Source organism: Sphingomicrobium aestuariivivum (genome assembly GCF_024721585.1).
Lineage (GTDB): Bacteria > Pseudomonadota > Alphaproteobacteria > Sphingomonadales > Sphingomonadaceae > Sphingomicrobium > Sphingomicrobium aestuariivivum.
The window spans coordinates 798,172-823,267 of sequence record NZ_CP102629.1 but is presented as its reverse complement, the minus strand read 5'-3'; the positions used below and the strand labels follow the sequence as shown (position 1 = coordinate 823,267).

31 protein-coding genes, 1 tRNA gene and 1 pseudogene are annotated in these 25,096 nt (G+C 66.3%); 14 read left to right on the top strand and 19 right to left on the bottom strand.

The window, feature by feature from the left end; translation table 11 throughout:
* Window positions 1-169 precede the first annotated feature (169 nt).
* Both NUW81_RS04320 and NUW81_RS04315 read left to right on the top strand, forming a co-directional pair.
* Window positions 170-1,312: a sensor histidine kinase gene (locus tag NUW81_RS04320; RefSeq protein ID WP_245110699.1), complete on the top strand. Its 1,143-nt coding sequence runs from the start codon at window positions 170-172 to the stop codon at window positions 1,310-1,312.
* 62 nt (window positions 1,313-1,374) lie between these two features.
* On the top strand, window positions 1,375-2,094 hold the full coding sequence (locus NUW81_RS04315; RefSeq protein WP_245110697.1) for a hypothetical protein: 720 nt from the start codon (window positions 1,375-1,377) through the stop codon (window positions 2,092-2,094).
* 33 nt (window positions 2,095-2,127) lie between these two features.
* Here the strand turns inward: NUW81_RS04315 and NUW81_RS04310 are convergent, their stop codons facing one another.
* From NUW81_RS04310 to NUW81_RS04285, 6 genes are all read right to left on the bottom strand, one after another.
* A complete protein-coding gene (locus NUW81_RS04310) occupies window positions 2,128-2,880 on the bottom strand; it encodes a M48 family metalloprotease (protein ID WP_245110695.1) in 753 nt (250 codons plus the stop codon).
* A gap of 425 nt (window positions 2,881-3,305) precedes the next feature.
* On the bottom strand, window positions 3,306-3,842 hold the full coding sequence (gene nusG, locus NUW81_RS04305) for a transcription termination/antitermination protein NusG (protein WP_245110692.1): 537 nt from the start codon (window positions 3,840-3,842) through the stop codon (window positions 3,306-3,308).
* 20 nt (window positions 3,843-3,862) lie between these two features.
* On the bottom strand, window positions 3,863-4,060 hold the full coding sequence (gene secE, locus NUW81_RS04300) for a preprotein translocase subunit SecE (protein ID WP_245110689.1): 198 nt from the start codon (window positions 4,058-4,060) through the stop codon (window positions 3,863-3,865).
* Window positions 4,061-4,197: 137 nt separating this feature from the next.
* The gene (locus NUW81_RS04295; RefSeq protein WP_245110687.1) at window positions 4,198-5,676 is read right to left on the bottom strand and encodes a glycosyltransferase family protein; all 1,479 of its coding nucleotides are present in this window, start codon (window positions 5,674-5,676) and stop codon (window positions 4,198-4,200) included.
* Window positions 5,677-5,707: 31 nt separating this feature from the next.
* A tRNA-Trp gene (locus tag NUW81_RS04290) sits at window positions 5,708-5,783 on the bottom strand.
* Window positions 5,784-5,830: 47 nt separating this feature from the next.
* On the bottom strand, window positions 5,831-7,603 hold the full coding sequence (locus NUW81_RS04285) for a fatty acyl-AMP ligase (protein WP_245110684.1): 1,773 nt from the start codon (window positions 7,601-7,603) through the stop codon (window positions 5,831-5,833).
* A gap of 169 nt (window positions 7,604-7,772) precedes the next feature.
* Here NUW81_RS04285 and NUW81_RS04280 point away from each other — a divergent pair, with 169 nt between their 5' ends.
* The 5 genes and pseudogenes from NUW81_RS04280 to NUW81_RS12045 form a co-directional block, all read left to right on the top strand.
* Complete coding sequence (locus tag NUW81_RS04280; RefSeq protein WP_245110682.1) at window positions 7,773-8,318, top strand: regulatory protein RecX; 546 nt, start codon at window positions 7,773-7,775, stop codon at window positions 8,316-8,318.
* 139 nt (window positions 8,319-8,457) lie between these two features.
* Entirely contained in the window at window positions 8,458-9,003 is a 546-nt protein-coding gene (locus NUW81_RS04275) for a cold-shock protein (RefSeq protein ID WP_245110680.1), read from the top strand.
* A 104-nt stretch (window positions 9,004-9,107) separates the two neighbouring features.
* Window positions 9,108-9,467 carry a DUF192 domain-containing protein gene (locus NUW81_RS04270; RefSeq protein ID WP_245110678.1) on the top strand — a complete coding sequence of 120 codons (360 nt, stop codon included), beginning with the start codon at window positions 9,108-9,110 and terminating at the stop codon, window positions 9,465-9,467.
* Between the two features lie 39 nt (window positions 9,468-9,506).
* Window positions 9,507-9,896 (top strand): NADH:ubiquinone oxidoreductase subunit NDUFA12, encoded by a 390-nt coding sequence (locus tag NUW81_RS04265; protein WP_245110676.1) that lies wholly within the window; start codon window positions 9,507-9,509, stop codon window positions 9,894-9,896.
* A gap of 1 nt (window position 9,897) precedes the next feature.
* A pseudogene (locus NUW81_RS12045) lies at window positions 9,898-10,287 on the top strand (DUF2155 domain-containing protein); the annotation flags it as partial.
* A 35-nt stretch (window positions 10,288-10,322) separates the two neighbouring features.
* Here NUW81_RS12045 and aat read toward each other — a convergent pair.
* From aat to aroQ, 6 genes are read right to left on the bottom strand one after another with little or no spacing between them, the layout of a single operon-like run.
* Complete coding sequence (aat, locus tag NUW81_RS04255; protein WP_512700977.1) at window positions 10,323-11,030, bottom strand: leucyl/phenylalanyl-tRNA--protein transferase; 708 nt, start codon at window positions 11,028-11,030, stop codon at window positions 10,323-10,325.
* 46 nt (window positions 11,031-11,076) lie between these two features.
* Window positions 11,077-11,430 (bottom strand): arsenate reductase (glutaredoxin), encoded by a 354-nt coding sequence (gene arsC / locus NUW81_RS04250; RefSeq protein ID WP_245110674.1) that lies wholly within the window; start codon window positions 11,428-11,430, stop codon window positions 11,077-11,079.
* Complete coding sequence (locus NUW81_RS04245; protein ID WP_245110671.1) at window positions 11,427-11,789, bottom strand: ACT domain-containing protein; 363 nt, start codon at window positions 11,787-11,789, stop codon at window positions 11,427-11,429. The genes arsC and NUW81_RS04245 overlap by 4 nt, the downstream gene beginning before the upstream one ends.
* Window positions 11,790-13,142, bottom strand: a complete 1,353-nt coding sequence (gene accC / locus NUW81_RS04240; protein WP_245110669.1) for an acetyl-CoA carboxylase biotin carboxylase subunit — start codon at window positions 13,140-13,142, stop codon at window positions 11,790-11,792.
* Between the two features lie 8 nt (window positions 13,143-13,150).
* Window positions 13,151-13,645, bottom strand: coding sequence for an acetyl-CoA carboxylase biotin carboxyl carrier protein (gene accB, locus NUW81_RS04235; protein WP_245110667.1), 495 nt, complete (start codon window positions 13,643-13,645; stop codon window positions 13,151-13,153).
* Entirely contained in the window at window positions 13,623-14,144 is a 522-nt protein-coding gene (gene aroQ / locus NUW81_RS04230; protein WP_312025055.1) for a type II 3-dehydroquinate dehydratase, read from the bottom strand. Before aroQ ends, accB begins: the two co-directional genes overlap by 23 nt.
* 50 nt (window positions 14,145-14,194) lie before the next feature.
* On the opposite strand from aroQ, the gene thiS reads away from it, so the two are divergent.
* The 5 genes from thiS (at window position 14,195) to NUW81_RS04205 (ending at window position 16,446) form a co-directional block, all read left to right on the top strand.
* Complete coding sequence (thiS, locus tag NUW81_RS04225) at window positions 14,195-14,413, top strand: sulfur carrier protein ThiS (RefSeq protein ID WP_245110664.1); 219 nt, start codon at window positions 14,195-14,197, stop codon at window positions 14,411-14,413.
* Window positions 14,414-14,438: 25 nt separating this feature from the next.
* Window positions 14,439-15,221, top strand: coding sequence for a bifunctional sulfur carrier protein/thiazole synthase protein (locus tag NUW81_RS04220; RefSeq protein ID WP_245110662.1), 783 nt, complete (start codon window positions 14,439-14,441; stop codon window positions 15,219-15,221).
* A gap of 264 nt (window positions 15,222-15,485) precedes the next feature.
* Window positions 15,486-15,668 carry a CsbD family protein gene (locus tag NUW81_RS04215; protein ID WP_245110659.1) on the top strand — a complete coding sequence of 61 codons (183 nt, stop codon included), beginning with the start codon at window positions 15,486-15,488 and terminating at the stop codon, window positions 15,666-15,668.
* Window positions 15,669-15,870: 202 nt separating this feature from the next.
* The gene (locus tag NUW81_RS04210; protein WP_245110657.1) at window positions 15,871-16,026 is read left to right on the top strand and encodes a hypothetical protein; all 156 of its coding nucleotides are present in this window, start codon (window positions 15,871-15,873) and stop codon (window positions 16,024-16,026) included.
* A 216-nt stretch (window positions 16,027-16,242) separates the two neighbouring features.
* A complete protein-coding gene (locus NUW81_RS04205; protein ID WP_245110655.1) occupies window positions 16,243-16,446 on the top strand; it encodes a hypothetical protein in 204 nt (67 codons plus the stop codon).
* 77 nt (window positions 16,447-16,523) lie between these two features.
* Here the strand turns inward: NUW81_RS04205 and NUW81_RS04200 are convergent, their stop codons facing one another.
* The 4 genes from NUW81_RS04200 to NUW81_RS04185 all read right to left on the bottom strand — a co-directional run bounded on the left by NUW81_RS04200 (window position 16,524) and on the right by NUW81_RS04185 (window position 20,370).
* Window positions 16,524-18,197: a thiamine pyrophosphate-binding protein gene (locus NUW81_RS04200; RefSeq protein ID WP_245110653.1), complete on the bottom strand. Its 1,674-nt coding sequence runs from the start codon at window positions 18,195-18,197 to the stop codon at window positions 16,524-16,526.
* A 228-nt stretch (window positions 18,198-18,425) separates the two neighbouring features.
* Entirely contained in the window at window positions 18,426-18,680 is a 255-nt protein-coding gene (locus NUW81_RS04195) for a hypothetical protein (protein WP_245110651.1), read from the bottom strand.
* Window positions 18,681-18,777: 97 nt separating this feature from the next.
* Window positions 18,778-18,915: a hypothetical protein gene (locus NUW81_RS04190; protein ID WP_245110649.1), complete on the bottom strand. Its 138-nt coding sequence runs from the start codon at window positions 18,913-18,915 to the stop codon at window positions 18,778-18,780.
* Window positions 18,916-18,942: 27 nt separating this feature from the next.
* On the bottom strand, window positions 18,943-20,370 hold the full coding sequence (locus NUW81_RS04185; protein WP_245110647.1) for an NAD-dependent succinate-semialdehyde dehydrogenase: 1,428 nt from the start codon (window positions 20,368-20,370) through the stop codon (window positions 18,943-18,945).
* Between the two features lie 98 nt (window positions 20,371-20,468).
* Here NUW81_RS04185 and NUW81_RS04180 point away from each other — a divergent pair, with 98 nt between their 5' ends.
* Complete coding sequence (locus NUW81_RS04180) at window positions 20,469-20,768, top strand: SCP2 sterol-binding domain-containing protein (RefSeq protein ID WP_245110645.1); 300 nt, start codon at window positions 20,469-20,471, stop codon at window positions 20,766-20,768.
* Window positions 20,769-20,846: 78 nt separating this feature from the next.
* Window positions 20,847-21,536, top strand: coding sequence for an aspartate/glutamate racemase family protein (locus tag NUW81_RS04175; RefSeq protein ID WP_245110643.1), 690 nt, complete (start codon window positions 20,847-20,849; stop codon window positions 21,534-21,536).
* A 40-nt stretch (window positions 21,537-21,576) separates the two neighbouring features.
* Here NUW81_RS04175 and NUW81_RS04170 read toward each other — a convergent pair whose 3' ends face one another.
* The 3 genes from NUW81_RS04170 to NUW81_RS04160 form a co-directional block, all read right to left on the bottom strand.
* Entirely contained in the window at window positions 21,577-23,058 is a 1,482-nt protein-coding gene (locus NUW81_RS04170) for an ABC transporter permease (protein ID WP_245110640.1), read from the bottom strand.
* The gene (locus NUW81_RS04165) at window positions 23,055-23,987 is read right to left on the bottom strand and encodes an ABC transporter ATP-binding protein (RefSeq protein WP_245110637.1); all 933 of its coding nucleotides are present in this window, start codon (window positions 23,985-23,987) and stop codon (window positions 23,055-23,057) included. The genes NUW81_RS04170 and NUW81_RS04165 overlap by 4 nt, the downstream gene beginning before the upstream one ends.
* A gap of 99 nt (window positions 23,988-24,086) precedes the next feature.
* On the bottom strand, window positions 24,087-25,079 hold the full coding sequence (locus NUW81_RS04160; RefSeq protein WP_245110635.1) for a YeiH family protein: 993 nt from the start codon (window positions 25,077-25,079) through the stop codon (window positions 24,087-24,089).
* Window positions 25,080-25,096 lie beyond the last annotated feature (17 nt).

The window sequence follows — 25,096 nt, the reverse complement described above, 5'->3', positions numbered from 1 at the left end:
AATGTCCGAATCCATTTGGAATAGACGAGCGCGCGCCTAGCAGGCGGCGGCGCGGCTTTCAAGCTACCACCGAAGGGCGCCGGGAAAAATCGTCTCTCCCCAAGACCTTGTCGCTGGACCGGATCGATCCGTCCCCCTAAGGCATTGGTCGTTGCGTGAGGGGAACAAGATGACAGACGAGCTGATGCGCCACGCGGTCACGGTGGCCGACTACATGCCCCACGGCATGTGCCTGTTGTGGCAGCCGTGGCTGGTATTCCTGTGGGCGGGCTCCGACGCGCTCATCTTCGCCTCCTACATGGCGATCCCCGTGGCGCTGCTGATGGTGCTGAGGCGCCGCAAGGACGTGCCCCACCGCGGCATCGTCATGCTGTTCGCCAGCTTCATCCTCCTGTGCGGCTTCACGCACCTGTTCGGCATCGTCACCTTGTGGGTGCCCATCTACCCCTATGTCGGCGCGCTCAAGCTGGCGACCGGCATCGTTTCCACCATCACCGCGATCCTCCTGTTCCGCATGATCCCCGCCCTCGTCGCCTTGCCGAGCCCCGGCGACTTGCGCCGCGCCAACGAGGAACTGCGCGAGGCGCGCGACGCGCTCGAGGCCAAGGTCGATGAGCGCACCGCCGAACTGTCCGACGCCAATGCCAAGCTCGCCATCCTGACGCGCGAGGCGGTGCATCGCTCGAACAACCTGCTCGCCGTCGTCTCCTCGCTCGCCCGCCAGAGCGCGCGCGATGCCAAGGATATCGAGAGCTATGTCGAGACCTTCGCCGGGCGCATCGACGCGCTCGCCGGCGCGACCAGCTCCATCATGCGCGGCGACGACAAGACCAGCCAGGGGGTGGAGACCATCGTCCGCCGCCAGCTCGAGCCGCTGCTCGCGGTCCATGGCGATAAAGTGCGGATCGAGGGGCCGCTGGTGCGCATCGGCTCGGAAGCCGCGCAGCAGATCAGCCTCGCGCTCCACGAACTGTCGACCAACGCGCAGAAATATGGCGGCCTCGACCATGACGAGGCGGAGATCGTCGTGCGCTGGCATGTCGAGGACGGGCGCTTCAAGCTCGTCTGGTGCGAGACCTTCGAACCGACCGCCGGCCCCGCGCCCTTCTCGGGCGAGCGCATCGGTTTCGGCACCAAGCTCCTCGTCCGCGTCGTGCCGACGATGCTGCGCGGCAAGGCCGAGCGCAATGTCGACGAGGCGCATTTCATCTATTCGCTCGACGTGCCGGTCGACGGACTTGGCGCGGGCTCCGAAGGGCAGGGCGAGACCGGTATTGCCGCACGCATCGTCGACGAGACCTTTGGCGCCTAGCGCCCCGGGGAGCGCGCCCGCGCGCGCCTTGCCAAATAGGATTTGGACTGATGCAATGATGCATGAAGCCCGATCCTACAGCCGTCCCCCGTCGCCGCCCCTATAGCGCCGCGGATTTCGCTGTGTTCCTCGAAGTGCTGGCGCTCACCGGCAATGTCGCGCTCGCCGCCGCGGCCATCCACCGCCCCAAGGCGGGCCTTTACAAGCGCCGCGCCAGCGACCCCGCCTTCGCCGCGAAATGGACCGCCGCCCTCGCGGCCTTCCACACCCGCCCCGCGGCACGAGAGGGGACATGGACGCTTGCCGCAAGGCTGGCGCAGCATGGAGACGCGCCGGACACGCCGGTTCCGGTCACCGGAAGATCGACCCCCGCGTCCGAGCCCGCACCACTCCCACCGCTCCGCTACCTCCCCGCCAGCGGCCAGCGCCGCGCCCAGATCCGCCGCACCGCCGCGAACGGCCTGACGCCGGCGCGCGAGGCCGCTTTCCTTGCCGCGCTCGCCTGTACCGGCAACGTGCGGCTGGCCGCCGACAGCATCGGCATCGCGCCGAGCAGCATCCCCCGCCGCCGCAAGGTCGACCCCGCCTTCGCCGCCCGTTTCGAGGAAGCGCTGGAGTGCGCCGAGGCGGTCGTCGAGGACCTCATGGTCGAACGTTTCTTCCTCAACTTCGATATCGCGCATCGCATCAAGATGACGGGGACGCGCGAGCTGGAGGAGGCGCAGAAGCTCACCACGGGGCAGGCGCTGCAGTTTCTCTATCGGATGGACCGGAAGGGGTGAGAGGGTTAGCGAGCTTGAATGCGCGAGCTGGAGCTACCTGTGGTCCCCATTGCCGCTCGTTGTATCTTCCGAACCTGTAGGGTGGAGGAATGAATCTCCGATTACGTCTGCTTCTGAGAGAAGGCCAGCATCAAGGAGTTCATTTAGCCGCGTTATCCGGGAGGCTTCAAGTTCCTCCGGAGTCTGTTGAAACGATGTATGGAGGTGATCGAGAAATCTTGGAAGAAGCCAAGGGGCGATCGCCGCATCTTCACCCTGTTCTTGAAGGTGCCAGCGTCTTGCGCGCTCCAAGGGCTCAAAATCTGCATCCAAATGTTCTGGGTTTATAAGCAAGAGTTCTTTCACCTGTGGCGAAGAAAAAATTCTCTTATAGACACTGAACGGCAATATACTTGGTGCGTCATTAATTTCCCGCCGAAGAAAAGACGTAACGCCGTTGCAGACTAGTCCCACACGGAGCAGCGGATATGGATAACGCCGGTCAGTTGTATAGACTCCAGCCACAAGTCTTCCAGCAGCTTCTCCCATACCTTCCAATGCAGTTTCTAGAAAGTGGGTGTCTGGATAGAAGGTCTTGAATTTTGGCCGGACGCGGTGGCCAAAGGTCAGTAGGCACATCATCACCTTGGCGCCGTAAAAGTCGGCCCACATCTCCAAGGCGCGGTAGTCATCTCGGGATTGGCCACATCCATTAATATGGCGATGCACTACATGCGCGATCTCATGGCCAATGATCAGGAGGTGGAAAAAGAGCTTTGCGGGCGTATCGATGACCTCGTCAGCCATCTCTCTGGGAATGAGGATTCGGACATTATCCCCGGCTCCCCTGGTGCATGCAGCGTTGACGCGCGCAGTCTCAACGCGAATCTCGACTTTGCCTCTCAGCATGAAAAATGACTCGAAGTCCTTGGCGGCAGCTCGGGCGAGGTCCGCACCATCACGTATAAACGGAAAAGATGGAGGTGGATTCAGAAGTATACTCACTGGGCAGACTTAGTGCTTAACAAGCGCGTATCAACATCATTAGCCTGTGAATTATTTTCAGGTTTTTTGGGCGAATTCGAAAGCCAATGGATACGGGGGCAGGACGGCCTGCCCCCCCCGTCAATCGGGTTCGCTGGCGCGACCCGCTGGCCGCCGGGAATGCCATCTCTCGGTACAAAAAAAGGACCGCCGAAGCGGTCCTTTTCTTATTCTCGGTGGCTTGGGGCCTACTTGACCAGTTCGACCTGGTCGAATTCCAGCTCGACCGGGGTGGCGCGGCCGAAGATCGAGACCGACACCTTGACCATGCCGCGCTCGAAGTTGAGCTCTTCGACGATGCCGTTGAAGCTCGCGAAGGGGCCGTCGAGCACCTTGACGTTGTCGCCGATCTCGTAATCGACCGAGATCTTCTGCTTGGGCGCCTCGGCGGTCTCGTCCTTGGTGTCGAGCATGCGGTTGGCCTGCGCGTCGGGGATCGGCTGCGGCTTGCCGCCATTGCCGAGGAAACCGGTGACCTTGGGCGTGTTCTTCACGAGGTGGAAGACATCGTCGGTCATGGTCAGCTTGGCCAGCACATAGCCCGGCATGAACTTGCGTTCGGTCTGGACCTTCTTGCCGCGCTTGATCTCGGTGACCGTCTCGGTCGGAACCTCGACGCGCTCGACCGCTTCCTCGAGGCCGAGGCGCTTGGCTTCGGAGAGGACGGCTTCCTTCACCTTGTTCTCGAAACCGGAATAGGCGTGGATGATGTACCAGCGGGACATGTAATACCTCTAGGTCAGGATCAGCCGATGAGGCCGATGAGGAAGTTGACGACGGCGCGGAAGGCGCTGTCGACGCCGAGGAAGAAGAAGGCGAGGATCGCGGTCATGATGAGCACCATGATCGCGGTCTGGACGGTTTCCTTGCGGGTCGGCCAGACGACCTTGCGCGCTTCGGCACGGACCTGCGAAATCAGTTCTGCGGGGCTCGTCTTGGCCACTTGGCTCATCCTTCTTCTAACGGCTTTCGGGTAGGGCTCTTCCCCCGCCGCCGGCTGTTCCGGTGCGGGGATCGCTTACCACCCATGTCGCATGGGAAGGCGATGTAGCGCCGGAAAGCGCAAACTTCAAGCGATGATCAGCGGGCCGCGCGCGCCGCGCCTTGCGCAAGGTCGGGACGAAGCGCCAGCTTCACGCCGCGATGCTCCTCGACCGCCACATAGTCGGCGAAGATATCCTCGATCATCGCGATTTCGGGATCGGGGCAATTCTCGCCCATGATGAAGACGTCGGGACGGCGGGCATGGATCTGGCGGACATGTGTCTCGGGGTCGAGGCCCGGCAGGTAGCCGTACACATGCACGCTCCAGAAGGGATAGGGCGTCAGGTCCGCCAGCCCCAGCGTCATGTAATAGACCGGCTGGGTGCAGGTGACATAGCCGGTGGCATTCTCGGGCACGTGCGGCGCGAACAGGCGGGTGACGCTGCGCTCGCGGTCGAGTTCGGTCAGTTCGCCCGCCGCCATCGCGCGCGCCACGCCGATGCCGCGCTGCGCTTGGCCGAGCGCGATCATCAGCCCGGGCAGGGTGGCGAGCAGGAGGAGGAGGCCGAGCCGTCCGCGCCGCGCCTCGTCCGCCCCGGCAAGCCCCGCGAGCGCGAGCAGGAACAGGCCGGGCAGCAGCAGGTGGAAATAATGGGCGAAGACGCGTCCCGAGACGAGCGCCATCGCGACCGCGGCGGCGATGTAGAGGAAGGCGACGAGGCTCTTGCCCGCGCCGCGCCCCTCGCGACCGGCAAGGCCGAGCAGCAGCGAGACGAGGGCGAGCGGGGCGAGCTGGAGCGCGACGGGCTGCATCAGCTCGCCCCAGTCGGCCTTGGCGATATTGCCCTGGTAGCGGCCGAGGAAGGCCTGCTGCTGGGCGATATAGCTCTCGAGCGTACCCGCCATGACAAGCGGCACGAGCAGCGCCAGCGCGGTCGCGATCGAGACCAGCCCCGACAGGAGGAGCCAGCGGAAATTGTCGCGCGGGCTCACGAGCAGCCCGCCGAGGTAGAGCGCCGCCAGCAGCGGGCCGGCGAGATAGTTGACCTGCACCGCCACGCCCGCGGCGACGCCCGACAGGATGGCCGCGGGCCAGAAACGCGCGGCGCCCGCCGACCAGCCGAGGAAGGCGGCGAGCCACAGCATGACGAAAGCGTTGAGGATGATCTCGGTGTTCGAGCTGTAGCCCTCGAGCCCGAAGGAGGCGAAGGTCCAGGCCAGCGCCGCGATCATGGCGCTGCGCAGGGGCAGCGCATAGGCACGACAAGCGATCCACAGGACGGCGAGGCTCGAGGCCAGCGCCGACAGGGTGGCGATCCAGCGGATCGAGGAAGGATCGTGCCCGCCAATGCCCATCGCGGCGGCATAGAGCATGTAGAGCGCGACCGGCTTGTGGTCGAAATTGCCCGACAGCGGCCACTGCCCCGCGAGCAGGTCGCGCGCCACGAGCATGTAGCTCGATTCGTCGACGGTCAGCACGGCGATGGGATGGAGGGGCAGGCGCAGCGCCAGCACGATGACCGCGAGGAGAAGGAAAGGCAGCAACAGGCGCTGCGGCTTCACACTGGCGGTCATGCGACGTTCCCCCCGAAACATCTTGGCGGCCTGGCAGGGGCAGCAGGATTCGAACCCGCGACCCTCGGTTTTGGAGACCGATGCTCTACCAACTGAGCTATACCCCTAGGCCGAGGCGCGGAACTAGCCGCGCCTTGTCATTTGTTCAAGCCCCTTAGGCAGCAATATCGACCGGCTGGATTTCGCCCGACACGTACATGTTGCGCGCCTTGGTGCGCGACAGCTTGCCCGACGAGGTGCGGGGAAGGCTGCGCGGCGGCACCAGTTCGACGATCGGCGAGATGCCGGTGATCGAGCGCACGCGCTCCTTGATCTCGTCGCGAAGGCGGCCACGCTCGGAAAGGTCGGAGACGCGGCAGTGGACCAGCACGGCGGGCAGTTCCTCGCCCGTCTCGGTGGTCAGCGCGAAGGCGGCGATGTCGCCCGACTTGAAGCCGGGTAGCTGCTCGACCGCCCATTCGATGTCCTGCGGCCAGTGGTTGCGGCCGTTGATGATGATCATGTCCTTGGCGCGGCCGACGATGAAGATATAGTCGTTCGACAGGTAGCCCATGTCGCCGGTGTCGAGCCAGCCGTCGTCCGACAGGCAGGCCTTGGTCGATTCCGGATCGCGGAAATAGCCGGTCATGACCGAGCCGCCACGGACCAGCACGCGGCCGACCTGATGGTCGGCGAGCACGCGGTCGTCATAATCGCGGATCTCGATTTCCATGCCCTCGACGGCCTTGCCGCAGTTGACGATGGCGCGATAGCGCTGGGGACGGTCCTCGCCGCCCGGGGCGGGCGCGCCGCCGGCCAGCTTCTCTTCCTCGACCAGTTCGAGCTTGATGCCTTCGCCCGGCGGCATGAGGCTGACCGCCAGCGTGGCTTCGGCGAGGCCGTAGCTCGGGCAGAAGCTCTTGGGATCGAAGCCCGCCGGCGCATAGGCGTCGACGAAGCTCTGCATGACGTCGGGGCGGATCATGTCGGCGCCATTGCCGGCAATGCGCCAGCGCGACAGGTCGAAGCGATCCTCGGCCTTGGTCTTGGACGAGATGCGGCGCGCGCAGATGTCGTAACCGAAGGTCGGCGAATAGGAGAGGGTGGTGCCCGGGTTGCGGCTGATGAGGTCGAGCCAGGTCAGCGGGCGACGGGCAAAATCCTCGGTCTTCATGTAATCGGCCGACAGCTGGTTCGCCATGGGCGAGAGCATGCAGCCGACGAGGCCCATGTCATGGTACCAGGGCAGCCAGCTGACGCAGCGGTCGGTGTCGCGCTCGCCGACCTTCAGGCCGAGGCCGTGGGCGCGCAGGTTGTCGAGCAGCTGGCGATGGGTGACCGCGACCCCGTGGGGGAAGCGGGTCGAGCCCGAGCTGTACTGGAGATAGGCGATCGCATCGGGGTCGGCCTGCGGCAGGCCGGCATCGCCGACCTCGATATCGAGCAGCGATTCCCAGCTGCGGTGCGGCACTTCGCGGATGTCGCCCGCGGGGGTGCAGAAGCTCTCCATGTCCTCGGGGTAGAGGAACAGCTGCGGGTCCGAGCTGCCGAGCATGACCTTCAATTGTTCCGTATAGGCATCGCGCCCGCCAAAGCTGGTCGGCAGCGGCAGCGGCACCGGCCACAGGCCGGCATAGACCGCGCCGAAGAAGCAGGCGGCGAAATGCGGGTTGGTCTCGGCAACCAGCGCCACGCGCATGCCGGGCTCGAGCCCGAGCGAGAGGAAGCGCTGGGCATGGGCGAGCGCGTCGACCTGCAGCTGGCCGTAGGACAGGACCGAGACGAGACGACCGCGCGCGTCGTGGAAATTCATGCCGCGGCGACCGCGCGCGGCATAGTCGAGGGCATCGCCCAGGGTGGCGAAATCGGCGATCCGGCGCGGCAGTGCGTCCTGCGTCGGGGTCGTCCCCTCGGGCGCGAGCGGATCGTTGTGGTCGAGATTGGTCAAGTCGAGCACCCTATGTTTTTCCTTGGCAATTGCTGCCGAAATTCTCTGTTTCGCGCGCCTTCTTCGGGGGCGCGGGCCATGTGCAAACCATGCGTTATCCATGGTTGTCGCAGCGTCAATGCTGCCCGACTATGGCACAATCAAGGCGGATTGTGACAGGGTGGCCTGGATGAAACGCCCGCGGCCCCCGCTCGATTCGGCGCAAATGGAGGCGCTCGCGCTGCGCTATGCCGAACGCTTCGCGACGACGCGGGCCAAGCTTGCCGCCTATCTGCATCGCAAGTTGCGCGAGCGGGGCTGGGCCGGCGAGGAGGGCGCGGCGCCCCGTGCCGTCGAGGAGCTGGCCGACAAGTTCGCGCAGCGCGGCTATGTCAACGACCGCCTCTATGCCGAAGCCAAGGCGCGCGACCTGACGCTGCGCGGCTATGGCTCGCGGCGGGTCGACCAGGCGCTGCGCGTGGCGGGAGTGGGCGATGCCGATGCGGGCAGCGCGCGCGAGGTCGCGAGCGAGGGCGCGGTGGACGCCGCGCTCAAGTTCGCCGCGCGGCGGCGGCTCGGCCCCTATGCGCAGGCGGTGATCGAGGACCCCAGGGCACGCCAGCGGGCGATCGCGGCCTTCCTGCGCGCGGGTCACTCCTTCGCGCTGGCCGAGGCGATCGTGCGGCTCGAGCCCGGCGCCGAGCCCGACCGCGACGATCTCGCCGAGCGGCGCTGATTCCGCAAATCCGCCTAGGCGGGGTAGCCCACCTTGTTAAACATCCGTTAGATGTCGGTTTCCCGACATAGCCGATTCTGCTATGAACGCTCACAAGTCTCGGAGAAGTAGAGTGGTGTTCCAGCGGTCCAATGCCGAAATGAGCGAGCTTTCCGCCAACGACTCGGATGCCGACGGTGCCGTCGAGGTGTCGGGCCGCGTGAAGTGGTTCGATGCCACCCGCGGCTTCGGTTTCGTCGTGTCCGAAGCGATCGATGGCGACATCCTCGTCCATTTCTCGATCCTCGAGGCGCACGACCGCCGCTCGCTGCCCGAGGGCGCCAGCGTCGAACTGCTCGCCGTGCGGCAGGAGCGCGGCTGGCAGGCACGGGAAATTCTCGAGATCGACCTGTCGACCGCCTTGCCCCAGGAGCCGCGCTCGTCCATCTCTACCGCCGAACGGGCGGACCGCGAAGCCTTGCTCGAAGGCGCCGGTCCCTATGAGCCGGTGGAGGTGAAATGGTTCAATCGCGTCAAGGGCTACGGCTTTCTCAACCGGATCGGGACGACCGAGCCGGACATCTTCGTGCACATGGAGACGGTGCGCTCGGGGCACCTGCTCGACCTCGAGCCGGGGGACGAGCTGGAAGCGCGGATCGCGGAGGGGCGCAAGGGGCTCACCGCGGTGGCCTTGCGCGAGGCCTGAGCGCCGCGCTCGCGCTTTTCGTCGCCGCGCCGCTGGCCGCCTGCCAGCCTGCCGAACCCACCACCAGTTTCGCGCCCTCCGGCCTCGTCGAGAAGCCGCTGACCGTGACCACAGCCGGCGGTAAAGTGCATAATTTCACCGTCGAGATCGCCGACACGCCCGAGGCGCAGCGCAAGGGGCTGATGTACCGCGAATCGCTCGCGCCCGACCGCGGCATGGTGTTCCTCTACGACACGCCGGCCAACCAGAGCTTCTGGATGAAGAACACCTACATCCCGCTCGACATCATCTATGTGCGCGAGGACGGCACCATCGCGCGCATCTATGAAAATACGCTGCCGCTGTCGGAAACCCCGCTTGGCAGCCTCGAGCCGGTCAGCATGGTGTTCGAGATCGCGGGTGGCCGCTCGGCCGAACTGGGCATCGCGGAAGGCGACGTCGTGCGCCTTACGGAGGGGTCTTGATGCTTGCATGGAAGGAGCGCCCGCTTTAAGCGGCGGCCCATGGGAATCCTTGGCAAGATCTTCACCTGGTGGAACGGCGCGAGCGTCGGCACCGACCTGTTCACGAGCCGTCATGGCGAAAAGGTCGGGACCGATACTCTCGGCAACACCTATTATCGCCACAAGAGCGACCCCAAGCGTCGCTGGGTGATCTACGAGGGCTCGAACGATTCAAGCCGTACGCCGCCCGAATGGAATGCCTGGCTGCGCGGCACCGTCGATGCGCTGCCCGAGGAAAGCATGCCCCCGCGCCGCGCCTTCCAGAAGGATCCCACGCCCAACCTCACCGGTACGATCGAGGCCTATCGCCCGAGCGGCGCGCTCGGCGGGCCCGCCCGGCGTCCCGCCGCCACGGGCGATTACGAGGCCTGGTCGCCCGACCAGGACTAGCATGCGCCGCGCGCTTGTCCTTGCGCCGCTCCTCGCGGCCCTTGCTGCCTGCAGCAGCGAGCCGCCCGCCACCGGCGAGGGCGAGGAAGAGGAACTCGTCGTCGAGGAAAGCGCCGAGGTCGTCGACAATAGCGGCCTGCCGGGGGTGACCCCGATGGCCGAGCGCGTCGCCGTGCTCGGCTTCCTCAACAAGCGCAACGGCCTCACCCGCGATCTCGAAATGCGCCCCGGCCAGGAAGTGCGCATCGGCGATGCGCTGGTGCGCTTGCGGGCCTGCGAGACCACCGCGCCGTGGGAAGACGAGACGTGGACGGGTGCCTTCGTCCAGCTCGACGTCGAGAGCCGCCTCACCGGCCGGATGGAACGGATCTTCTCGGGCTGGCTCTACAAGGAAAGCCCGTCACTCAACGTGGTCGAGCACCAAGTCTATGACGTCTGGCCCAAGAGCTGCGCGATGAGCTTTCCCGAAGGCCCCGCCGCACCGCCCGAGACGCGTTCCGCGAGAAGGCCGTCGAGTGCGCCGAACGCGGGGGCGACGTCCGACGCCGACCCGCTCTCGCCCTTGCCCGAACCGAGCGCCGACGACAGCATCTGAAGATAGCGCGCGCGCGGCACCGTGACCGCGCCGAGGCTTTTCAGGTGATCGGTCATGAACTGGCAGTCGAGCAGGCTGAACCCGCCGACCTTGAGCCGCGCCACCAGCCACGCCAGCGCCACTTTCGAGGCGTCGGTCATGGTCGAGAACATGCTCTCGCCGAAAAAGGCGCCGCCCAGTTCGATGCCGTAGAGCCCGCCGACCAGCTTGCCGTCGTGCCACGTCTCGATCGAATGGGCATGGCCCGCTGCATGGAGGCCGATGACGGCGCGCGCGATCATCGGGTTGATCCACGTCTCGTCGCGATTGGCGCAGCCCGCCAGCACGGCCTCGAAAGCGGTATCGGCGGTGACGGTGAAGCGCCCCGAGCGCAGCCGCCGCGCGAGGCTCTTCGAAAGATGGAAGCCATCCAGCGGCAGCACCGCGCGCTGGCGCGGCTCGACCCAGAAGATGTCGGGCGCATCGGCGCTGTCGGCCATCGGGAAGATGCCCGCCGCATAGCCGCGCAGCAGCATTCGGGGATCGAGGGTCTCGCTCACATGGTCAATCTAGCAGCAACCACGGCGATTGCGAGACGGACAAAGGTCAGATGATCCTGCGCACCTCGTCCTGCGGGCGGGCGAGGAGGGCACCCTTGTCGGTCTCGACGATGGGGCGGTTGAGGAGGATGGGGTGCTCGACCATCGCATCGATGATCTCGTCGTCGCTCGCCGTGTCCTGCGTCAGGCCGAGGTCCTGCGCGAGCGGCTCCTTGGCGCGCAGCACGTCGCGCGCGGTCATGTCGCCCTTCTCGAGGAGATGCTCGATCTCGGCGCGGCTGAGCGGTTCATCGAGATAACGGCGCTGGGTCACCTCGAAGCCTTCCTCCTCGAGGATGGCGAGGGTCTTGCGCGCGGTGCCGCAGCGCGGGTTGAACGTCATCCAGGCGGTCTTGCTCATGAGAACTCCAGTCGGTCGAGAATGTCTGTGGCCTCCGCGCGCCGCTCCCATGGCACGAGGAGGTGGTCGTGGTGAAAGCCCGCGATCACGTTGCAGGCGATGCCGGCAGCGGCGAGTGCGGTCGAGAAGGCGGCGGTCAGGCCAACGCAGTCGAGCGCGCTTTCGAGGTCGAGGCTGACGAGCGCATAGGGAGGTCCCGGCGCGATCCCCGCCGTCTCGAGCGCCTCGGCCCCGGCGATGACGGTCAGCCCTTCGCGCTCGCGGACGAGCGCGAAGGGGGTGACACTATCGGGCAGGGCAGCGTCCGTGCGGACGATGCCGAAGCGGTCGGGATGCAGGCGTGGCCGCAGGGCGCCCATCTAGGCGTCCTGCTGCTCCAGCCACTCCTCGAGCCACTTGATCGTATAGTCGCCGGTGGCGAATTCGGGCGTGTCGATGATGCGCTGATGCAGGGGCACCGTCGTCTTCATCCCGTCCAAGACGAACTCCTCGAGCGCGCGCTTGAGGCGCAGGATGCAGCTCTCGCGGTTGCGCCCGTAGACGATCAGCTTGCCGATCATGCTGTCATAATAGGGCGGGACCGAATAGCCGGCGTAGAGCCCGCTATCGACGCGCACATGCATGCCGCCGGGCGCGACGTAGTTTTTCACCTTGCCCGGCGAGGGCGCGAAGGTGCGCGGATCCTCGGCGTTGATGCGGCATTCGATGGCATGGCCCTCGAAGCGGACCTCGTCCTGCGTGACCGACAGGCCGTCGCCCTGCGCGACATGGATCTGTTCGCGCACGAGGTCGATGCCGGTGATCATCTCGGTGACGGGATGTTCGACCTGCAGGCGGGTGTTCATCTCGATGAAGTAGAACTCGCCGTCCTCGTAGAGGAATTCGATCGTGCCCGCACCGCGATAGCCCATGTCGGCCATGGCGTCGGCGCAGACCTTGCCCATGCGCGCGCGTTCCTCGGCGCTGATGACGGGCGAGGGGGCTTCCTCGATCACCTTCTGGTGACGGCGCTGGATCGAGCAGTCGCGCTCGCCCAGATGCACGGCCTTGCCGTCACCGTCGCCGAACACCTGGAATTCGATGTGGCGCGGGTTGCCGAGGTATTTTTCCATGTAGACGGTGTCGTCGCCGAACGCCGCCTTGGCTTCGCTGGCTGCCTGCTTCCACAGGCTTTCAAGGAGGTCGGGCTCGGGCACGACCTTCATGCCGCGGCCACCACCGCCCGATGCCGCCTTGATCAGCACCGGATAGCCGATTTCCTCGGCCAGCTTCTTGGCTTCCTCGACATCCTCGAGCGCGCCGTCCGACCCCGGCACCAGCGGCAGGCCGAGCTTGCCCGCGGTGCGCTTGGCCTCGACCTTGTCGCCCATGATGCGGATATGCTCGGGCTTGGGGCCGACCCACGTGATGTCATGGCTCTCGACGATCTCGGCGAACTTGGCGTTTTCCGAGAGGAAGCCATAGCCCGGGTGGATCGCGTCGGCATGGGTGATCTCGGCCGCCGAGATGATGTTGGCGACGTTGAGATAGCTGTCGGTCGCGGGGGGCGGGCCGATGCAGACGGTCTCGTCGGCGAGCCGGACATGCATGGCATCGGCGTCGGCGGTCGAATGGACCGCGACGGTCTTGATGCCGAGCTCGTGGCAGGCGCGGTGGATGCGCAGTGCGATCTCGCCGCGGTTGGCGATGAGGAGCTTGGTGATCTTGCCCATCTGGCGCCTCAGCCGATGATGACGAGCGGCTGGTCGAATTCGACCGGCTGGGCGTCCGCCACCATGATCTTCTTGACCGTGCCCGAGGTGGGGGCAGTGATCGGGTTCATGACCTTCATGGCCTCGACGATAAGGAGCGTGTCGCCTTCCTTGACCGAAGCACCTTCCGAGATGAAGGGCGAGGCGCCGGGTTCGGGCGACATGTAGGCGGTGCCGACCATCGGGGCGAGAACGGGCGTGCCGGCGGGCAGTTCGTTACCGGCGGGCGCTGCGTCGACGGCCGGCGCGGCGGCGGGTGCGGCGGCGGGTGCCGGAGCGGGCACGGCTGCAGGGGCGGCGGCAGCGGCGTAGGTGACGTTGACCTCGCGGCTGACGCGGATCTTGCGGCTGCCGTCCTCGACCTCGATTTCGGTCAGCTCATTCGCGCTGAGCAGTTCGGCGAGCTCGCGCACCAGCGCGCTGTCGACGCGCATCTTGTCTTCAGTGCCGTTGCTTTTGGGCATCGGAAATTCCCTGTTGGTTGTGGACCCCCGCGGGGGTCTTCGTTGACTGCGCTGCATGGACGATCCGTGCTGCGGCGTCCAGCGCAAGGAGGTAGCCCTGCGCGCCGAAGCCCTGCACGCCGCCGACGGCGACATGGCTGATCAGGCTCTGGCGGCGGAAATGTTCGCGCGCGTAGATATTGGTGAGATGCACCTCGACGACGGGCAGGCCGACGGCGGGGATGGCATCCCTGAGCGCGATCGAGCTGTGCGAATAGGCGCCCGCGTTCATGATGATCGCGGCGGCCTTCTGTTCGCCCGCCTCGTGGACCCAGTCGACGAGCTGTCCTTCATGGTTGGACTGCTTGACGATCACCTCGAGCCCCATCGCCTGCGCGCGCTCGTTCAAGGCCATGGTGATGTCGTCGAGCGTGGTCGAGCCGTATAGCTGCGGCTCGCGCTTGCCGAGCAGGTTGAGGTTGGGTCCGTTTAGGACATGGATCGATGCTGGCGAACTCATGACCGGCTCCTATATGGGCTGCAAAGCCGTAACGGAAGGAAAAGCGTAACATGTCTCTCGATCCCAGCCTTGCCGTCCGCGTCAATGGCGACCATCGCCGCGTGGCCGAAGGCACCAGCGTCGCCCAGCTGGTGCGCGACATCGGTCTCGATCCCGCGCGGGTGGCAGTCGAGCGCAACCTCGACATCGTCCCCCGCGCCACGCTGGGCGAGGTGATGGTCGAGGATGGCGACACCTTCGAGATCGTGCATTTCGTCGGTGGCGGTTGAGGAACGGCCACGCTAGGACGCGCTCATGACCGACCAGAACAACGACACGTGGACCGTCGCCGGACGGACCTTCACTTCGCGCCTCATCGTGGGCACGGGCAAGTATAAGGATTTCGCGCAGAACGCTGCCGCCGTCGAGGCCTCGGGCGCCGAGATCGTCACGGTGGCGGTGCGCCGCGTGAATATCAGCGATCCGGGCCAGCCGACGCTGCAGGATCATATCGACCCCAAGAAGATCACCTATCTGCCCAATACGGCGGGCTGCTTTACCGCCGACGAGGCGATCCGCACGCTTCGGCTGGCGCGCGAGGCGGGGGGCTGGGACCTCGTCAAGCTCGAGGTGCTGGGCGAGGCCAAGACGCTCTATCCCGACATGCGCGAGACGCTGAAGGCGACCGAAGTGCTGGCCAAGGAGGGTTTCCACCCGATGGTCTATTGCGTCGACGATCCGATCGCGGCCAAGCAGCTCGAGGATGCGGGCGCGGTGGCGATCATGCCGCTGGGTGCGCCGATCGGCTCGGGGCTCGGGATCCAGAACCGCGTCACCATCCGCCTCATCGTCGAGGGCGCCAAGGTGCCGGTGCTGGTCGATGCGGGCGTCGGCACGGCGTCCGATGCCGCGGTCGGCATGGAGCTGGGTTGCGACGGCATCCTCATGAACACCGCGATTGCCGAGGCCAAGGACCCCGTTCGCATGGCGCGGGCGATGAAACATGCGGTGCTGGCAGGGCGCGACAGCTACCTTGCCGGCCGGATGGCCAAGCGCCGCTATGCCGATCCGTCCTCGCCGCTGGCGGGGCTCATCTAGGGCGAAATGCGACGAACCGAGGCACCGATCCTCGGATGGTTCGTTGATAGGGTGCTGATGAGATAAACACATCATGCAATTCCGGTGTGAAAAGCCGGAAGAGAGAGGCCGGACCTGCGGGTTCGGCCTCTTTTGCTTATGGCCTCGCGGCACCCCGAATTGACAGTAGATTGATGGTCCGATGGATGCGGGCGACGGGCCGAGGGGCGGCGTCCCAAGTCCTTGCGTTGGTGGGGTAATTCAGACACGCAAGGAGTAAGTCACATGGGTGAACTTGGCGAAAAGATCAAAGGCAACTTCAACGAAGCCGTTGGCGAAACCAAGGAAGGCATCGGTCGTGCGACCGACAATGAGTCGCTGATCATCAAGGGCGACAACCAGGAGAAGAAGGGCGAAGCCCAGCAGCTCAAGGGTGAAGTCGAAGGTGCCCTCGGCAACGACATCTAATCGGACAAGAGTGTCGCGTTTCGCGGGCTAGATCCCCGCGAGAGAGGCCGGCCCCGAGGGTCGGCCTCTTTCTTTTCGGGTCCGTCACGAACGTTGCGCTGGCGGTGCGACGGGCAGGGGGCGGGGAGCGCCTTGCGGTGCCACCTGAGGGGCAGGTGCTTCGTTCTTCCAGCACCGCAACCGCCTGCACAGGAGTGACGTGATGAGTAACCTCGACAAACATGAGCCGCAGGCCAGCTATGGCCGCCCGCAGCACCAGACCGAACCGGCGACCGGCCAGCAGCAGGGCCAGCAGCCCTCCTCCCATGACAGGAGCACGGCCAATCAGGATGGCACCTCGCTCGAGGAAGAAGAGTAAGGAACCTGACGGCAGCATAATCGCTGCCGGATCGGATGAAGGAAAGGCTGCCTTTCGGGGCGGCCTTTTCCTTTTGTTTACCAAGGAAGGCGAGGGTGGTGGCGGATTTCGGGGGCAGGCCGAGTCGCGGTCTTGCTCCGAAGCGGAGGCAAATGCCCGCAACAGCGGGCGCGAACAGGGGGTTAGACGGACATGCCGAGCCAGCAAGGAGCGATCATGTTCACTGCCACGCCCAAACTCGACTATGCCCCCGTCCTCGACGACGAGCAGGCGGGCAATTTCGACGATGGCCAGCAGCTGCTCGCGCTGTTTGGCGATCCCGATGCCCGTGGCCACCGCAAATGGGCCGAAATGTTCGATCCCGCCGCCTGCCAGGAAGCCAATGTCGAGGCGATCCTGTCGGAGCTGCCCAAGCTCTAGCGCCCCATAGGGCTTCCATCATCTCAAAGAGCCGGCGCTGGCGGTGAAGCCAGCGCCTGTTTTCCCCACATCCAACGTCAGCTGCGTGCCGCTTTCATCGCTTCCAGCGTGGTGGCGTTGGTGATGACCTCGACGTCGGTGAGGAGGTGGAGGAGGCGGATGCCTTGTCTCTCCATCGCCGCGGCGAAGGCTTCGTCGAACCGGTCGGTGGTCTCGACCCGCGCGCCCCAGCCGCCGAAGGCCTCGGCGAACTTCACGAAATCGGGGTTGCCGGGCGCGAGCTCGGTGGCGCTGATGCGATCGGGATAGTCGCGCTCCTGGTGCATGCGGATGGTGCCATAGGCGCCATTGTCGACGATGATGACGAGGAGGTCAGCGCCATGCGCGGCAGCAGTGGCGAGCTCCTGCCCGTTCATCAGGAAGTCGCCGTCACCCGCGACGCAGACGACCTTGCGGCCGGGGAAGCGCAAGGCAGCGGCGACGCTGGCGGGAAGGCCATAGCCCATGGTGCCGCTGGTCGGCGCGAGCTGGGTCGGGGTCGGGCCGTAATGCCAGTAGCGGTGCCACCAGCCCGAGAAATTGCCCGCGCCGTTGCAGATGATGGTGTCGGCGGGAAGCGCCTCGCGCATCGTCTTGACGACGGGGCCGAGGTCGAGCGCGACGCCGTCGCGCGGCTTGGGCTCGGACCATTCGCGCCATTCCTCATGCGCCTTGGCGCCGCAGGAGAAGGGGACGAGGTCGTCATCTTCCCACGCGTCCATGTCCTGCGCGAATTCCTCCATGTCCGAGACGATGGGCAGGTCGGTCCGGTAGACGCGGCCCAGTTCGTTGGGGTCGGGGTGGACGTGGACGAGGATCTGGTCGGGATGGTCGGGGGTGATCAGCTTGTAGCCGTCGGTCGTGGCCTCGCCGAGGCGGGCGCCGACGGCGAGGATGAGGTCCGCATCACGCACCCGCTGCTGGAGCCTGGGGTTGGGGCCGTAGCCCAGCTGGCCCGCATAGACGGGGCTGTTGTTGTCGATCGCGTCCTGCCGGCGGAAGGCGGCGGCGACGGGCAGGCCGATGCGGCGCGCGAAGCTTTCGAAATGATGCGCCGCGCAGGGGCACCAGTCGGCACCGCCGACAATGGCGATGGGACTGGCGGCGTCCTTCAAAAGTTCGACGAGCGCGTGGAGCGCGCCGGGATCGGGGCTGATCGCGACGGGGGGCACGGCGGGGCGGTCGAGCGCTTCGACTTCGTCGCGCAGCATGTCCTCGGGCAGCGACAGCACGACGGGGCCGGGGCGGCCGGAGCTGGCGACGCGGAAGGCGCGGGCGACATATTCGGGGATGCGCGCGGCATCGTCGATGCGCGCGGCCCATTTGGCGATGGGGCTGAAGAAGGCGGTGAAGTCGACCTCCTGAAAGCCTTCGCGGTCGCGGTCGCCGCGGTCGAGGTCGCCGATGAAGAGGATCATCGGGGTCGAATCCTGCATGGCGACATGGACGCCCGCGGTGGCGTTGGTGGCGCCGGGACCGCGGGTGACGAAGCCGATGCCGGGGCGGCCCGTCATCTTGCCGTCGGCATCGGCCATATAGGCGACCCCGCCTTCCTGCCGGCAAACGACGGTGTCGATTTCGGGGCTGTCATGGAGCGCGTCGAGAACGGCGAGGAAGCTTTCGCCGGGAACGGTGAAGATGCGGTCGACGCCTTGGGCGAGGAGTTGGTCGACGAGGATTCGGCCGCCGGTGCGGATGGTCACGTTGGTCACCTGTTGGATTGAATTCGGACAGTGTCCACTTTGTCCACTTCGGGAACTTTCGGCGGCAGGAATGCCGGAAAAGCGGGATCCGAAGATGGGTGCTGCGTCATGGGGCGCGACCATAGGCCCGGGCGGCAGGGTAGGACAGGGGTTTCGTTGTCCTAGCCAAGGAAAAGGGCGGCCCCGCCGAAGCGGAACCGCCCTTCGCTCCCCCGCTCGGAAAAGCGGTGGGTGAGCTTATTCCTCGTCGGGCGTAGCTTCCTCGACGTCGATCGTCGGGGTCTCGATGGTGACCTCCTCGGTATCGACCTCGATGTCGCCGACGTCGCTGTCGATGTCGGGAAGTTCGCCGCCTTCGACGTCGATGCTCGGCAGCGAGCCGGCATCGTCGACCTCGGTTTTGAAGAAACCGGTCGCGTAGGCGATGATCAGGAGAAGGGCGATGACGACCACCACCCACAGGAGGGTCTTGTTACCCGCACCTTTGCTCATTCGAGAACCTTTCGGTTGTTTTCGTTGCGGGTGGTCAACAATGACGGGGGCGTAAGGGTTCCCTTGGGGTTCTCCTCTGCCCCCATCATCGTTGGAATCAGCCGTTCACGAAGTAGCCGATCGCCCCCCAGGCGAGCAGGCCGATGCAGACCAGCGAGGCGAGGGTGCGCCAGCGCCGGCCCAGACGGTCCACCAGGCTGCTGGTGGCAGCCTCTTCGATGAGTTCGTCGATCATATTCAGTCCCCCCTGTTATCGCGCAGATCAGCTCATGTGGATCGCCTTGACGACCTGGTAGGTCTCGAGGCCTTCCTTGCCGCCTTCCGAGCCGAAGCCCGAATCCTTGACCCCGCCGAAGGGCGTGTCGGCGCCCGAGATGGCGAAATTGTTGATGCCGACCATGCCCGCCTCGATCATGTCGCCGAGGATGTTGGCGCGCTGGAGCTGGTTGGTGAAGGCGAAGGCGGCAAGGCCGAAGGGCAGGCGGTTGGCCTGTTCGAGCGCCTCGTCGAGATCCTTGAAGGGACGCGCCACGGCGACGGGGCCGAAGGGCTCCTCGTTCATGATGCGCGCATCGAGCGGCGCATCGGCGATCAGCGTGGGCTGGAAGAAGTTGGCATTGCCCATCGGCTCGCCGCCCGCCGCGATGCGGGCGCCCTTGGCTTTCGCATCTGCGACCAGTTCGTGGACGGCGGGGAGGCGGCGTTCATGGGCGAGCGGGCCCATCTGGGTGCCGTCTTCCATGCCGTTGCCGACCTGCACGCGGCCGGTGCGTTCGGCAAAGCCCTTGATGAAGTCGTCGTAAATGCCTTCCTGCACGTAGAAGCGGGTCGGCGAGACGCAGACCTGTCCGGCGTTGCGGAATTTCTGCGGCACGAGCTTGTCGAGCGTGGCCTCGAGATCGACGTCATCGAAGACGAGGACGGGGGCGTGGCCGCCCAGTTCGAGGGTGAGGCGCTTCAGGCCGTCGGCGGCAAGGCCCATGAGATGCTTGCCGACCCCTACCGAGCCGGTGAAGCTGACCTTGCGCACGATGGGGCTGGCCATGAGATGGCGGCTGACCATGTCGGGATCGCCGTGGACGAGCTGGAAGGTGCCGGCGGGAAGGCCCGCATCCTCGAGCGCCTTGGCGACCGCGTTGACGCAGGCGGGCGTTTCCTCGGGCGGCTTGGAGATGACCGAGCAGCCCGCGGCAAGCGCGGCGGCGACCTTCTTGGCGAGAAGGTAGATGGGGAAGTTCCACGGGGTGAAGGTGGCGACGACGCCGACCGGCTGGCGGGTGACGATCGAGCGCTGGCCGACGGGACGCACGAGGGTGCGGCCATAGTCGCGCTTGGCTTCCTCGGCATACCAGTCGAACATCTGGGCGGCGCCATAGACTTCGCCGATGGCTTCCTTGACGGGCTTGCCCTGTTCCTGCGTGAGGAGGGCGCCGATCTCCTTGGCGTTCTTCTTGAGATAGGCGGCGGCCTTGTGGAGGATGGCGGCGCGGGTCTCGACGTCGGTCGCGCGCCATTTCGGATAGGCCTTTTCGGCGGCGTGGAGCGCGGCGTCGAGGTCGGCCTTGGTCGCCATCGGCAGCTGGGCGAGCGTCTCGCCGGTCGCGGGGTTGGTGACGGGCATGCAGTCGCGGCCTTCGGCGCCGCTCCACACACCATCGATGAAGAGCTTGAGATCGGTCTGGTAGGTCATGGGCCTGACATAGGCGCGTCGTTTCGCGGTTGAAAGGGGCGTTGCGTCCTCCTAGGTCTGTTGGCGAACCAACACGAATGTCAGGAGCATCGACGATCATGGAAAAAGCCGAACTCGCCGCCAAGATGCAGGAAAACCAGGCCTGGGTCGAAGGCAAGAAGGTCAAGATCGACTATGACGACAAGGGCGTGATCATGCTCGACGGCGTCGATCACAAGGTGACCGAAGAGGATGGCGATGCCGACACCACCATCAAGGTGGCGTGGGACGACTGGCAGGCGATGGCCAATGGCCAGCTCGACGGCATGACTGCCTTCATGACCGGCAAGCTCAAGGTCGAGGGCGACATGTCGAACGCGATGCAGCTGCAGGGCGTGCTCGCCAAGCTGCGCGGCTAAGCCAGGCCGAAGCGTATAAGGGCGCCCGCCCGCGCTTGCCACTTGCGTGGCGGCGCGGCGGGCGCTTTTCTTTTGGCCATGAAGACGATCGGGATCTTGGGCGGCATGTCGGCAGCCTCGACGCAGGGCTACTATCGCCTGATGTGCGAATTGGCGCGCGAGAAGCTGGGCGGGCTGCACTCGCCCGAATTGCTCATTCGCTCGGTCGATTTCGCGACCATCGAGCAAATGCAGATGGCGGGCGAATGGGCGGCGCTGGGGGGGCGGCTCAATGCCGAGGCGCGGGCGCTGGAGTCGGGCGGCGCGGAACTGCTGCTGCTGGCGACGAACACGATGCACAAGGTGGTGGAGCCGATGATGGCGGGGGTAGGCGTGCCGCTCCTCCACATCGCCGATGCGACCGCGGCGCGGATCGTCGCGGCGGGGTTCGCGCGGCCGGGGCTGATGGCGACGCGCTTCACGATGGAAGAGCATTTCTATCGGGCGCGGCTGGAGGCGGCGGGGCTGCTGCCAGTGATACCGAGCGAGGCGGACCGCGCCGAGACGCACCGCATCATCTATGAGGAATTGTGCAGGGACGAGGTGCGCGGGGAGAGCCGCGCGGCCTATGAGGCAATTGCGGCGCGGCTGGGCGAAGCGGGGGCGGACTGCCTGATCCTCGGCTGTACCGAAATCGGCATGCTGCTGGGGCCGGACAACAGCCCGCTACCGGTCTTCGACACGACGCGGATCCACTGCGAGGCGGCGCTGGAGATGGCGCTTGTCTAGCTAGGAACGGGGAGCGCCGCACAGCGCTCCCCGCCTGATCCTAGTCGCGGGCGACGCGGAAGCGGTCGACGAGCTGGGCGACGCCGCTCTTCTGCCCGCTCTTCAGGAGGCTTGCCTGGAACAGGTTGCCGACCAGCCAGAGCATGAGCGCGGTGAACCCTGCGAGCATGATGGCGGTGCCGACGAGTTCCCATGTCTCGATGCCCGCGCCGAGGCGCGCGAGGACCGCGAAGGGGGTGATCGGCGGGAACCAGGTCATCACTTTCAGCGCCGTGCCGCCCGCATCCTGCACCACTGCCTGCAGCATGTAGGTGACGGGCAGGAGGATGACCATCATCACGGGCATGAGGAAGCCCTGCGCCTCGTTCATATTGTCGCTGAGGACACCGATGGCGAGGAAGATGGTGGCGAGCATCACATAGCCGACGACGAAGAAGTAGATGATCGTCAGGATGGCACCCGGCGAGGAAATGCTGTCGAGCGCTGGGCGCAGGAGGTCGGCGACGATCCCCTTGGTGACGAGCGCTGCCAGCACCGCGCAGCCGAGCCAGACGATGATCATCGACAGGCCGGTGGCGGCGGTGCCGAGGAGCTTGCCGAACATGAGCTGCTGGGGGCGCACGCAGGCGATGACGCTCTCGACCAGCTTCGAACCGCGTTCCTCGACCGCGCCCTGCACCATCCAGTTGCCGGAGAGCAGGAGGCTCATGAGCAGCATGTAGGCGAGCGCCAGCGGCAGGATCGAGCGGATCACATGGGTCTCGCGCGCGCCGCCGCCGGGGGCGGGGGTGGAGATCATGATCGGGGGGGTGAGCCCTTCGACGGCGAGCGCCTCTTCGGGCGAGATGCCGCGGGTGGCGAGCGCTTCCTGCCGCATGGCGCGCGCGCTTTCCTCGCGCACGACATTGAGGAAGCGGGGGCTCGGGCGGTTCTTTGAAAAGACCTGCACGACGGGACCGATCTGGCCCTCCTCGAGGAGGAGGAGATAGTCGGGCGCCGCGGGGCCCTTGGCGGCGAAGATGTCCTCGCGCTGTTCCTCGATGGCGGCGGCGTCGGCGTCGGCAAGCCCCGCAGGCGCATCGACGATCTCGTAATCGCGCGGCGGTGCCTCGAAATCAGGGGTGTCGTCGTCCTTCAAGGGCTCGATCGCCTCCAAGGCGGCATCGAGCCCGCCGGCGGCCTCATAGGCTTCGGCGTCGGCGGCAGTGAGGGCGCGATCATATTGCGCCCAGGAGGCTTGCGGATCGGCCTGTTCGAGCTCGTAGCGGCGCACGTAGCGCGACAGCGAGCCCATCTCGGCGAGCGTCTCGTCCAGTTCGAAACGCGCGGCGATGGCCTCGCCCGAAGTGCCGGCATCGCGGTCGATGATGGCGATGCGGGTGGGCTCGTCATCGCTCACCACTTTCTGGATGAGGGGGGCGAGGAAGAGGATGGCGGGCAGGAGCAGCATGGAGACCCAGAAGCTGCGCATCGTGGTGATGTGGCGAAACTCGCGCTTGGCGACGAGGAGGATCTTGTTCACGCGGCTTCTCCTTGCGCCTGCGCATCGGCGTCATGGCCGACGAGATGGACGAAGATGTCGTGGAGCGCGGCATGGCGCGCCTCGAAGCCGCGCAGCGGCACGCCGTCGCGGGTCATGGCCTCGAGGAGTTTGGCGGGATCGCTGCCCTCGACGAGGTCAACCTCGTAGCGGGTCCAGTCGCCGTCGCGATCCACCACGCGGGCGGCGGCGACATTGGGGCGCGCCGTCAGGTCGGCAGTGGTGGTGATGCGCACGGTCGGCGGGACCAGCGCCTGCGCCGCGGCAAGGTCGCCCTCGAACTTCTTCTCGCCCTTGCGGAGGATGAGGAGGCGGTCGCACAGCCGCTCGGCATGCTGCATGATGTGGGTGGAGAAGACGACCGCTGCACCGCGCGCGGCGGCCCGCACGATCTCGGCCTCGAGGAGCTGCTGGTTGACGGGGTCGAGCCCCGAGAAGGGCTCGTCGAGGATGAGGAGGTCGGGCGAATTGACGAGCGCGGTGGCGAGCTGGACCTTCTGCGCCATGCCCTTCGACATGTCGGAAATGGGGCTCGAGGCGCGGTCGGCGAGGTCGAAGCGCTCGAGGAGCGCCATGCCCTCGGCGCGCGCGTCACGCGGGCTCATGCCCTTCAACTCGCCGAAATAGATGATCGTGTCGATCGCGCGCATGTTGGGGTAGAGGCCGCGTTCCTCGGGAAGGAAGCCGATGCGGTCGGCATTTTCCTGGCCGGGGGGCAGTCCCATGACGCTGATCGTGCCCTCGGTGGGGCGGATGATGTCGAGGACCATGCGCAGGCTGGTGGTCTTGCCGGCGCCATTGCCGCCGAGGAAGCCGAAGATCTCGCCTTGTTCGACATGCATGACGAGATTGTCGACGGCCGTGATCGCGCCGAAACGCTTGGTCACGCCGTCCATGGACAGGACAGACATACGCTAAACTTTCCCCCGGTGAATCGATATTCGACCGTTTGGCACCGGAAGGCCTGCAACAGTCAACGACAAGTTCGACGAACGGGGGACTGAGACGTCTTATCCGCTGTGATCGATCCACCAGATCGCGGCTCCGAGGCTGGCGAGGAGCGAGGCGAGGGTGGCGGCGGCGACGGGGGTGGCGGCGCGCCAGCCGAGGGCGCGCAGCTGGCCGAGCGGGGTCTTCATCGCGGTGGCGGTCACGGCGAGCAGCAGGAGCGCTTTCGACAGGTCGAGCGCGCCGTCGGCGAGCGGGGCGGGCACCGCGACGGCCGAGTTGAGCGCGATGACGAGGAGGAAGGCGAGGATGAAGCCGGGGAGGAGCGGGGGCGACTTGCCTTCCGCCTCCCCGCGCCCGCCGCGATGCACCCACAGCGTCATCAGCGCGACCAGCGGGGCGAGAAGCGCGACGCGGCTCATCTTGACGATGGTGGCGACATTGCCCGCGCCATCGGAGACGACGAAGCCCGCGCCGACCGCCTGCGCGGCGTCATGGATGCCCGCGCCGATGAGGAAGCCCGCCTGCCGGTCCGACAGGTCGAGCAATCCGGCGATCAGCGGATAGGCGAGGAAGGCGAGCGCGCTGGCGCCGGCGAGGACGATCAGGGTGAGGGTGAATTGCGCCTCGCTGATGCGGCCCTTGCCGATGGCGCCGTGGATGGCGAGCGCGGCGGACGCACCGCAGATGGCCGTGCCGCCGCCCGCGAGCAGGCCGACCTCGCGGCTGGTGCCGACCATGCGTCCCGCGACCAGCGCGGCGAGGATGGCGCTGCCCATGACGAGGAGCAGCGCGGCGAAGGTGGTGACACCGAGCGCGGCCACATCGGCGAAGGTGATGCGAAAACCGAGGAGGATGATGCCGGCGCGCAGGCCCTGCTTGGCGAGGAGCCCGAGGCCGGGGCCGGTGCCGAGGCGCGCGGCAAGCGGTTGGAGGGCGAGGCCGAGCAGCAGGCCGGCGAGGATGAGCGGGGCGCCCGCGAGCCGGTCGAGGGCGAAGGCAGCGAGGCCGGCGGCGGCGGCAAGGGCAAGTCCGGGGAGAAGGGGCGAGCGCATGATGCGCGCATCGACGC